General features: G+C 65.3%; 10 protein-coding genes. 3 read left to right on the top strand and 7 right to left on the bottom strand.

Annotated features, from left to right (window positions below):
* Positions 1 to 288: 288 nt before the first annotated feature.
* Entirely contained in the window at positions 289 to 1,017 is a 729-nt protein-coding gene (locus AC1DHX_RS19280) for a FadR/GntR family transcriptional regulator (RefSeq protein WP_476851194.1), read from the bottom strand.
* An 877-nt stretch (positions 1,018 to 1,894) separates the two neighbouring features.
* Positions 1,895 to 2,587, bottom strand: coding sequence for a DUF4386 family protein (locus tag AC1DHX_RS19275; protein ID WP_476858748.1), 693 nt, complete (start codon positions 2,585 to 2,587; stop codon positions 1,895 to 1,897).
* A gap of 810 nt (positions 2,588 to 3,397) precedes the next feature.
* On the opposite strand from AC1DHX_RS19275, the gene AC1DHX_RS19270 reads away from it, so the two are divergent.
* From AC1DHX_RS19270 to AC1DHX_RS19260, 3 genes are all read left to right on the top strand, one after another.
* On the top strand, positions 3,398 to 4,123 hold the full coding sequence (locus tag AC1DHX_RS19270) for a hypothetical protein (RefSeq protein WP_476857416.1): 726 nt from the start codon (positions 3,398 to 3,400) through the stop codon (positions 4,121 to 4,123).
* 57 nt (positions 4,124 to 4,180) lie between these two features.
* Entirely contained in the window at positions 4,181 to 4,888 is a 708-nt protein-coding gene (locus AC1DHX_RS19265) for a hypothetical protein (RefSeq protein WP_476858747.1), read from the top strand.
* A gap of 343 nt (positions 4,889 to 5,231) precedes the next feature.
* Positions 5,232 to 5,384 carry a hypothetical protein gene (locus AC1DHX_RS19260; protein WP_476858746.1) on the top strand — a complete coding sequence of 51 codons (153 nt, stop codon included), beginning with the start codon at positions 5,232 to 5,234 and terminating at the stop codon, positions 5,382 to 5,384.
* 57 nt (positions 5,385 to 5,441) lie between these two features.
* On the opposite strand, the gene AC1DHX_RS19255 is transcribed toward AC1DHX_RS19260, so the two are convergent.
* The 5 genes from AC1DHX_RS19255 to AC1DHX_RS19235 all read right to left on the bottom strand — a co-directional run bounded on the left by AC1DHX_RS19255 (position 5,442) and on the right by AC1DHX_RS19235 (position 9,996).
* Positions 5,442 to 6,668, bottom strand: a complete 1,227-nt coding sequence (locus AC1DHX_RS19255) for an MFS transporter (protein ID WP_476858745.1) — start codon at positions 6,666 to 6,668, stop codon at positions 5,442 to 5,444.
* Positions 6,646 to 7,542: a dihydrodipicolinate synthase family protein gene (locus AC1DHX_RS19250; protein WP_476858744.1), complete on the bottom strand. Its 897-nt coding sequence runs from the start codon at positions 7,540 to 7,542 to the stop codon at positions 6,646 to 6,648. Before AC1DHX_RS19250 ends, AC1DHX_RS19255 begins: the two co-directional genes overlap by 23 nt.
* 137 nt (positions 7,543 to 7,679) lie before the next feature.
* Positions 7,680 to 8,537, bottom strand: a complete 858-nt coding sequence (locus AC1DHX_RS19245; protein ID WP_476858774.1) for an EamA family transporter — start codon at positions 8,535 to 8,537, stop codon at positions 7,680 to 7,682.
* A 120-nt stretch (positions 8,538 to 8,657) separates the two neighbouring features.
* Positions 8,658 to 9,383: a B3/B4 domain-containing protein gene (locus AC1DHX_RS19240; RefSeq protein ID WP_476851187.1), complete on the bottom strand. Its 726-nt coding sequence runs from the start codon at positions 9,381 to 9,383 to the stop codon at positions 8,658 to 8,660.
* A 7-nt stretch (positions 9,384 to 9,390) separates the two neighbouring features.
* Positions 9,391 to 9,996 (bottom strand): helix-turn-helix domain-containing protein, encoded by a 606-nt coding sequence (locus AC1DHX_RS19235; protein ID WP_476858743.1) that lies wholly within the window; start codon positions 9,994 to 9,996, stop codon positions 9,391 to 9,393.
* Positions 9,997 to 10,055 lie beyond the last annotated feature (59 nt).

The raw sequence follows: 10,055 nt of genomic DNA, 5'->3' as shown, positions 1-10,055 counted from the left end.
ATGGGGAAGTTCTCCACGGCCCGGAGGGTGTGGACGCCCCAGTAGGCGCCGGCGGGAACGTCCCGGTCGCCCAGGAGGTCGTGTTCGGAGCGGGTGTCCGGGGCGGTATGGGCGTTGGTCATTGGGTCCTCACAGGGCTTCGTTGACGGGTTTGGACGGAAAAATCTGGGGCAGGCCTGAGTGACGCCGCTGCCAGCACGGTGGGCATGGTTGTTCCAAGGCAAAGAGACCGCGCGGGGCCTGCGGCGATTGCAGCAGGGGAGGTGGGTGAAATCCGAGGTTTAGGATCTAGCGCGTATGGCCGGACCTGGAGTTTCCGCTTCCGGGGACGATGGTGCCCAGGGCGCATTCAACCCCGTGCAAATGCATCCTCATGGCCTGGGATGCTTCGTCGGCTGATCCACTCTCGATGGCAGCGAAAATGCGGGCGTGCTCCTGACCCGATTCTTTGCGCCGGTCCGCCACGAGGTTAAGCGTGTTCGATTGGTTGGCCATGGCGTCACAGATGTCGGACAGGAATGATTCGAACACGCCATTGCCGCTGCACCGGGCGATGGTCACGTGGAACTCGGTGTTCAAAAGCACCCACTGCTGGAGATCGTCCTCCTCGGACATTTCCCGGAGGATTTCCCGAAGGGCCTCCAGGTCTTCGTTGCTGCGGCGTTGGGCGGCGAGGCCCGCGGCCGGCACTTCCACGTGGGGGCGGGCTTCCACGAGGGCGCTGGCCGAATATTTGCCGAGTTTGAGGTCCTGGGCCACCTTGTCAGCGATGACGAAGGTGCCTTTACCCGTGTGGGTGGCCGTCAGTCCCAACGCGGTGCAGGAACGCAGCGCCTCCCTGACCATCGTCCGGCTCACGCCGTACTGTTTGGCCAGCGATGCCTCTGAGTCCAGGCGGGTGCCGACAGGGATCTTGCCGCCTTCGATTGCGCTGCGGAGGGATGCGAAGACCGCTTCGGCCGCGCCGACGCGTACCACTCGATCTTGCGCAGCTGTCCAGCTGTCCAACAGGTCCATACGAAGACTATGGCACTTGTCACACTGCCCGTCAAGGAAGTCTCGAATATGTCGTGACGGGGGCGGCCTCACTCGCCACGTGTGGCCGATGGGGAGCGGCGTTTTTTAGCCGAGTTGCTGCGGTTGCTGGTGGTCGCCGGCGAAACGTGTCGGGTGCGGCTGGTGATTGCGATGCTTTGAGCTGGCCATTTTGCGGTGTGTACAAAGTACACACATTGGGCTTCGGACCGGGCCGTACCGGTGTCGGATCGGACAGAATTCCGCATGTTTCCGCGGGAGCCCAGTGATTGCGAGGGCAGGAATGCAGTTCGAGTCCCACCTCGGGCACGTGTTTTCCCTGTTCAGGGGCTTGTAGCCGCTGAATGTGTCCAAATCTCCTTTTATGGCCCCTAGGGCCCATTTTTGTTGGTGGCCGTTGCGGTCTGGCGGCTCCTTCTCTTGGCTTGGACAGCGGTGTTGCTGCGTACTTCTTCATGGGCGGGAGCGCTTGGACCTGCATGACTTGCTGAGTCTTGGGGATCAAATCTTCGTCGTTATCCGCCGTGGCCGCGGGAAAGGCGTGAGCGCCCGTGCTGGGTTGCTGAACGTTAGCGGGTGGGCATCTTCGGGGCCCGAGTCGGACCTCACCGGTGAGGTCGGCGCGGCTGAAGGCAGGTCAGCCGATCCGCTGGGCCAGGGGCACGATAATCCTCCGGACCGCGCACATGGGTGATACGCCAACGGTGATACCGACATAATCGCAACGTCGTAGATGTGGCATGAGGCGTTCTCCGGTATTCATCGTCTCGATCCATCCGAACGGATGGAGCCGACGCGAATTCTCAACACAATCACTTGGACCGCTGGGGCAAGTCCGGCCTCCACGAACCTTAAGCCGTCAGCGCGTGCCGGCCGCATGGACGGCCGCGGCTGGCTGGCCCTGCCGTGACTGGCTCCACGCCATCCAGCCACCCGATGCAGCCATGAGCAAGGCACCGGCCGGTTGTGTCGGAAGGCTGCTGCCCGTGGTCGCCTGCCCCAGCACGACGCCGAGGAGGTAGAACAGTACGGCGCCGGCAATCCATAGCGCCCCGGCCCAACGGGGGAGCGTCCGGGACTGCCAGACCGCGACTCCAAGCAAGACGTTGCCAACGAACGCGAGCAGCAGCCCGAGCAGGAACGAGACCGTCATGGCGGATGGAAACTCCAGAAGCATGACGTCCCGGTTCCCTTCCAGATACGCCTTCCCGATCGCGGGAGTGGCGAAAGTGGAGAGGACAGCGGGGACCATTAGCAAGGCAGTTCCTGCGACGGTGATGACTGTTGCTGCCAGTGCCAGGCGGCCGACGCGGCTGTTGGCCAGGCAGCAGCCCAGCGCGAACACCCCGAAGATGGCGAGGATGGTGCCTCCGTAGCTGCCGAGCAAGTGGCTGGATTGATACGAGCCCGAGCTGACGAACCGTGCCCAGGCGTCTGGATCCTTTTGCTGGTCCGGCTGAGGCTCAAGCGTGGCCCAGGCGGTGATCAGACCGTAAAGGGGCAGTGTCCACAACCCCGCCCGGATCCAGTGGGTGATGTTCTGTGCGTTCATGGACCGCCTCCTTCCCCGACCACGTGCCCGCCGCCTGCCCGGAAACAGGGCGACGCCTGCCCCAGCGTAGTTCCAGAACGCATCCCGGGCTAGGGTGCGCGTTGACTCACGGGAAAGGTCCGCGGTACTGCAAAGCTGCGGTGCATCCCGGTCTGGGCGCGCGCTGAGCCGAGAGTAGATGGCCGACTGGCGGGCAATCTACCCACTCCTTCGAATCGGGCAGCGAATCGTGCCTGCACGGTATCTGCGCGCGCTCCGCTGACCGTAGGCTCCATCCCCCGGGGGACAGAATGAGGCACACTTCCCGACCAACTTTCTGGGTTCCCCGCTCCCTCTCAAACTCGATTCGGGCTCGGGAGCGCCCGTTCCATTTCGAGAACCATTCGACGGAATCGCAGGTAAAGGCGGCGTCGAGGCATTGCCCCGGTCAATGGACCCTAGCCACCCGGACCGGGTCCGGCTAGCATCCGGTTGTTACTCCCTTAAACAGAAGGGTCGCATGTCCGAGGAACCAGTAAAGAACCTCGTGCTCGTGCACGGCGGCTTCGTCGACGGATCAGGCTGGCAAGGTGTCTACGACCTGCTGATCGCGGACGGCTACAGAGCCAAAATCGTCCAGAACCCGACCGTGTCCCTTGCCCGCCACGTCTCCGCRCCCAGGATGAGGATCGGCGGCTGGCGGTCCCACCTGAGAGACACTCGCAGGYGCCGWCYGGTCCGATCACCCAGAGCTGACCGCTWYACGCAGGTCCCCACCYCGTGACCGGACCCCATTCCCCCAAACAGATTCCGTTCAAGCAAGGACAGATCATGCCTGACACATATGTAATCGAGGAGTCGGAGTACCCGGTCGTCTTCTCTGACAGCCCTGACTCTCCGGCCGCTGAATTTCTGGTCGAAGAAAGACCGCGCTCAATCAGGGACCTCTACCGCCTCGGAATCATCCACCCCGCCATCCCGGAGGAAGATCTGAACGACATCCAACGCAGTCTCGAGCATGCCTCTGTGCCTGATGTGGTTTTCTCTGAGGGTAACCACGGTGTTGTGTCGTCCCGAGAGATCGAGGGCACTGCAACCATTCCGCAGGAAGTTGTGATGGTGCGTGACGCGGTCAGCCGCGCAACGGCGATGCTTATCGCTCGTGGCCATTCTCCTGCCCTGGCGAAGCTGACCGCTGAGAAAGGTGCGCGTTTCATTTCACCGGTCCGCGACGCATTTCCGGTGTGGAAGGAGGTCCGGCTTCTGGACCGCGACCTCGAAGTGCGAGGCCTGCTGTTCCTCAAACGATCGATCAACGCGCTGACGGCCGGGAACGTGAAGTTCCACCAGTACGGCTGGATCGTACCGGAGAGCAGCCACTTCCTGCTCACCTGCAACGAGATGGTCGGTGCCCCGCCTACACCATTGGAGATTCCCCTGGTGGTGGAGGAAATGACCAAGCCCGGCCCGCATCCGCCGATAGAGGGCTATACGGATCGTCTTGCCATCTCCGAGATCCTCGCTCGAGTGGAGGCTGTCACGGCCGGCTGGCGCTGAACTTAACAGCAGCAAACCCATCAGAGACTTAACCTCACCAGAACAGGAGATCCTAAAATGGGCGGCATCGACAAGCGGGGAACGGATGGCGGCGATGGCGCGGCTGGCGCTGCCGGAGGAGACGGACCGCAGGGACAAGGGGGATTCGGAGCGGTGTGCAGTGGCTGGTTCTTCGTCACCGACACTGGTGCCACGCGCGGCGGACGTGGCGGCGATGGCGGCATCGGCGGCCCCGGCGCGGATGGCTTGCCAGGCGGCAAGGGCGGCACCGTTGAACTACACGTGAGCGTCCTCGGCAGCGACGTATCTGTCGACGCTTCAGGCGGCAACGGAGGAAAAGGTGGCAACGGAGGAAAAGGTGGCGCCGGCGGCAAGGGCGGAAAGGGCGGCGACGGAAACGACTGCGAGCCCGGCGCTTACGGCGGCGCAGGAGGGAATGGAGCCCAGGGCGGGATTGGAGGTCGGGGCGGCGACGCGGGCGCAGCCGGAGACATCCTCGTCTTTTACATTTCCGACCAAAGCGGTGGCCAGAGCGTGTTCAAGGCGAAGTCAGGAGACCCCGGCAAAGGAGGAGACCCGGGCCCGGGAGGTGCCTCGGGGGTCACCGGCGACAGCGGCGCCCGAGGCGACTTCAGCCACGCCAGCACTGACCCTGGCCAGCCATCCACACCGGGCCTCGCGGGGCCCAGCGGCGCTCCCGGTCAAATGGGCACGGCGCGCGACGACAAAGACAAGGTCAAATTCCAGCAGGTGACGGTGATTTAGTGTCGAACATCCCGCCCTAACTCGGCTCGCGCAACCCTGCTCCCAGATAGTCCAGGGATTTGAAGTGGCTCCGGGCAATGCGGTGGCCACCAACCCGAGGAAGGTGTGGCGTTCCGCTGTCCGAGGTCGTCTAGATAGTCGAGCATGCGCCTGCCAGGTCGCCGGGTCCTACGGATTCTTCCGCGGGCGAGCCGCGTCAACGTCAGGGCTGCCCGGTCCGGGCTGTCGTCGACCAGTCCCATGGACCAACGCTACCCACCCCGCCAAAGCCTTCTTCCCTTTCAACTGTGGCCACAGGGCGTATGCCGGTGGATTTCTGCCCATCATTAAGGCCATAGCGTCGGTGACCCAGGCAGATCTGAGCGACAGTTGCTTCCGCGGCGGCCGAGAAGGGGCCGAAGTGGTCCTCGACGGCCCCGGGGGATTCCTCTTTGATGACGTCGGCGTTGATCCCTGCGCCGGGCATGACACCCTCGGCCGGCCCGGTGCTCCGTGACGGGGCCATCAGGTTGGAGACATTGCTCGCCGCATTCACGCCGCGGATTCAGGCGGGCTAGTGTTTGGACAAGCGTGGACGGGAGCGCTCGATGATGCTGGTGGTCGCAGCAATTGCTGTGAGGGCTGTCGCCAGCAGAAGTGGTGCCCAAACCGTCTGTGCGATAGTTGCACCCGCGACGGCTGTTCCGGCGGATCCTGCTGCGATCTTGAGTGCGCCTACCCAGATGAAGATTTGGCCGCGGGCCTCGATGGGTGCGTATTCGCTTCGCGCGGCGAGGGTTGCCGCGAAGAACATTGCGTTGGCGATCCCTGCCAGGCCGAAGGCAATGAGGGATGTGGGGAGTGTCGGAGTAAGCATCACGAGTATCAGCGTTGCCGCGACGAGTGCGGAGAGGGAGCTCATGAGAGGGTCTGCGTCGCGGCGAAGCGGTCGGAGCATGAGCCCTGCTGATCCGAGGAGATTCCCTATCCCGTAGGCTGCGACCAGTGTTCCGGCGGCCGCGGCGCCGCCGAACGCGGGAGCTGTGGCAACGGCGTAGATCGGTAGCGCGGCGACAGAGAATGCGACGGTCACGGTGAGTCCGAGTGTGCGGCGCAGCGGACCACGTTCCCATATGAGGCTCAGTGTTCGTCCGGGTGATGGCACCTCAACGGCCTTGTTGGGCGGCTCTTGCTTGGGGAGTGCGAGGACGGCTCCAGCACCAACGACGGCGGCTCCGGCCAGAACCAGTGTCGCGGTGAGTGCGTCGGATGCTGCCGCGATCCATGCCACTGCTGCCGGCCCGAGGGTGCCGCTGAGTCCGTAGCTTGCGACGTCCCAGCTTTGTGCTCTGCGTTGGCTGCGCTGCCCGGGGCCGGCGATGGAGGGCAGGCGGCTGCTGATCCCGCCGGTGAGCATCGGCCCGAAGATGCCGGAGACGAAGAGCAGCATGGCTGGCCAGATCGGCCAGGCGACGGGCAGGAGCAGTGCAGCAGCACCGAGCAGCACCCCGTGGAGGACTGCGGAGCACGCGATGACCTTGCGTCCGTCACGGGCTGTATCGAGGCGTCGGGCAATGAAGGGGCCGAGCATGTGGGGTGCGGTGATTGATGCTCCCAGGATGCCGGCCAGCCAGCCCGGCATCCCGCAGGCGTGCGCGAGCAGCACGATGGCGACCACTGCGCCGCCGTCTGCGCTTCGCACCAGCGTCGCGGCGAAGACGTAGCGCGCCAGCGCCCCGCCCCGGCGGTACTTCCCGCGTGAAACGCCGAGGCCGGCGCTATGGGTTAAGCCCGAGCTCATCGACAATCCTGCCAACATGGGCACGCTGCTCCGCGGTCAATCCCTGGAGGGGAAGCGGCAGGCACGATGGTGATGCCAGTCCCAGCTGTTCCGCTATGGCCGCAACGACCCGGATACTCCCGCCAAACTCGGCGAACGACTCCCACAACGGTGCAAGCCGTTCGGACTCAGCGGTCGCGTCTGAGACCCGCCCTTCCAGAGCGGCCCGGGTGATCCGCAGCGCCAGGGCGGGCAAGGTGCCGCCGATGACGGAGTACCAGGCATCGCACCCGGCGGCCAGTCCGGCGGCGGCCTTTGCGTCACCGGAAACTCCGATGGTCACGTGCGCCGGGACGGCGGCGCGGATTTCCTGAACCCGCGCCTGTGCCTGCTCCGGATCGGCCGGCACACCGGGGATTTTGATGGAGGCGATTCCGGGCAGTTCCGCGATGCGTCCGTAAAGCTCGGTCGTGAAGGTGAAATGGGTGGTGCCYGGGTTGTCATAGACGATCACGGGCAGCGACGAGTTCGCGGTGACGGTCCGGAAGAGTTCGAACACGTCATCTTCGGTGAGGGGCTGATAGGTCATGGGCGCAAGCAGGAGTGCGGAAGCCCCCGCCTGCTCTGCCATTTCAGCGTTCGCGAGGACGTGTGAGGTCCGCAAGGCCCCAACACCAATGAACACCGGTGTCGCGCCGGCGTGCTCGACGGCAAGACGAGCCACACGGCTCCGTTCCTCGCCGCTCAGATACGCGTAGGAGCCCGTGGATCCGAGCGCGGTAATGGAGCCAACCTTCGCCTCCGAGAGCCGTTCGATCAGGCGAACGAAGGCAGACTCGTCAACAGCATCATCTGCCTGAGGGGTCAGGGGGAAGGCACTCAAGCCGGTGAACATGGTTATAACTCCTTTGGTCTGAATAACAGGGAAGCAAAGTCTGGGGCACTCCCTGGGGGACTTAGCTGCGGGCCCTGTCAGCAGGGAATTCCCGCGTAGCGACAGTCTGGCGGACCCCCTATTTGGAGGACTGTCGCTTACTTTGGCCCTTGGCCGATGAGGTCGGGGGCGATGGGGGCGCCGGCGTGTTCGCGGGAGCGCGGTCGCCGTCGGCCACCGCGTTGCGCGGCGGCCCCTGCAAGGACGACGAGCGTGATGCCACCGAATTGGGTGAGTGAGGGCTGCTGGTGCAGCACGAGCAGCCCGAGGAGCACCCCGATGGCGGGTTCGAGGGCCATCAGGGTACCGAACGCCGTGGGCGTCATCCGGCGCAGGGCGAGCATCTCGAGCGCCATTGGCAGCACCGGCATCAGGACGGCCAGTCCGAAAGCGACGGAGAGGACACCGAGGTTGAGATGTCCGGCGGACTGCGGGATGCCGACGACCGCTGCCGTGGCAGCTGCGACGGGAACGGTGAGTGAAAGCGCACCGATGCCCGTGAAGCGGTCGCCGATCCGTTGGGTGAGCACAATGTAGACGGCCCACCCGACGGCCGCGAGCCCTGCCAACCCGATACCGGCGAGGTTGATCTCACCAGCCCAAGGTTCGGTCAGAAGGACGACGCCCAGCAGCGCCAGGGCTGGCCAGATAAGCGAGCGTGCGCTGTGGCTGCGCACCCCGGCGACAGTCAGCGGACCGAGGAACTCGATCGCGACGGCGGTGCCGAGCGGGATGCGTTCGATGGAGGCGAGAAACGCGATGGTCATCAGTCCGGTGGCGACACCCAGCCCCAGTAGCACGGGGACGTCGGGGCGGCGCAGCGCGCGCAATGGGGGTCGGGCAACGGCCAAGAAGACGAGCGCCCCCACATTGAGTCTGAGCCAGGCAGTTCCGGCCGGCCCCACCGCCGCGATCAGATCCACTGACAGTGCCGAACTCAGCTGGACTGAGAGCATGGCCGCCACGGCCAGCCCCCACGGCGGAACGGGGACATTCTTGGGGACGCGCTGGCTCACGGCTGACCCCTTCGGGCCTGCCGGTCAACGATCGCGCGTATCCGGGAGTGGACGAGCATGTCAGTCTCCTTCGTTGGCTGGCGTGCCCGCGGCTATCAGGCGGCGGGCAACGCCGACGTCGGGACCCAGGAGGGTCAGCCGGGCGATCAGGTCCTCGGCTGCGGCGTGGAGCGCCTCATCGGTCATGGGTTCGAGCGCGTCGAGGATGAACAGCGCGGAGGTGGTCTCCTCGCCGAGCTGGGTGCGGCGTGCCTGGCGCCAGTTCCAGCGCCGGCAGGTCACGCCGGCGTCATCGCGCCACACCACCTCGCCGGATTCCGGGTGCTCGATCACCGTGGCGCCGTCGGCGGCGGTATCAAAGGCTTCCTTGCCGGTGGCTCGAACCAGCCGCGGCGCACCGCTGTAGCGGGTCAGATCCTCCCCACCCAGCGGGACCTGGTGGAGCACTGAAACGGCGTTATAGAGGTCGGTGAGACGGTTCACCCGGGGCAACCCGGACACCGCCCGGCGCAGGAGCGCCTCCAGGCTGTTGCGAGTGCGGTTCGGTTTGGCGCCGAAGCCCTGATAAGCCTCACGCCACGCAGCCACGTGTGGGAGCTGCTCAACCGGCCGGCCGTTGAGCAGCTCCCGGGCTGCGGACTCCGCCGCCTGGAGCATCTCCTCTCCGGCCTGGTCACTCGGGCCAGGGACGAGTCCGTCAACGGCCAGCAGCAAAGCCCGGTAGTCGGGCCGCAGCGCGAACACGGCGGCGTCAACATGGCCGCCGTCGAGAAATTCCTGAAGCATGCCCGACTCAAGCATCGGACGCCTCCGGCCGGTGACCTGTCCCCACGCCCGGCTCGAAGACGGCCAGGGAGAACCTCGCCGGCTCCGTGCTCGGATTGGCGTAAGAGTGTGCCACGTCGCCCGGGAACGTCACCGCATCGCCCTCATCGAGGGTGAGCAATTGACCTGCGACCTCCACCGTGACCGTGCCCTGCTGGACCTGCAAAAGCTCCTTGGTGCCCGACGTGTGGGCCTCGCTCACATGACGGTCGCCGGGACCCAGCGTCCAGTCCCACAGTTCAACCACGTCCGGCGGTTCGGTGCCGGCCACCAACACCCCGCGGCCGCCGTACTCACCGCTCCACAAAGCAGCGCCCTCACCACTGCGCGTGACCTTCACCGGCTTCGGGCGAGGTGGCTCGACCAACGCCGGCAGCCCCACACCCAGCGCGTCGCTGATCCTCAGCAGAGTTCCCACGCTGGGATTCGCGGCACCCTGCTCCACGTTGATGACCATCCTGCGGCTTACCCCTGCAGACTCCGCAAGCTGATCAAGCGTCCAGCCCCGCGACTGCCTCTCCTGCTTAACTCGGGCGCCGATTGCCAGCGCCAAGCTCGTTGTACTCTCATCCATAAGTGCATCATACTGCACTTATAGTGCACTCGACTACTGTCCGTCGTTCGGCCCCCATC

Source organism: Arthrobacter sp. 05N33_2, assembly GCF_056397425.1.
This window is presented reverse-complemented; position numbering and strand designations above follow the sequence as displayed.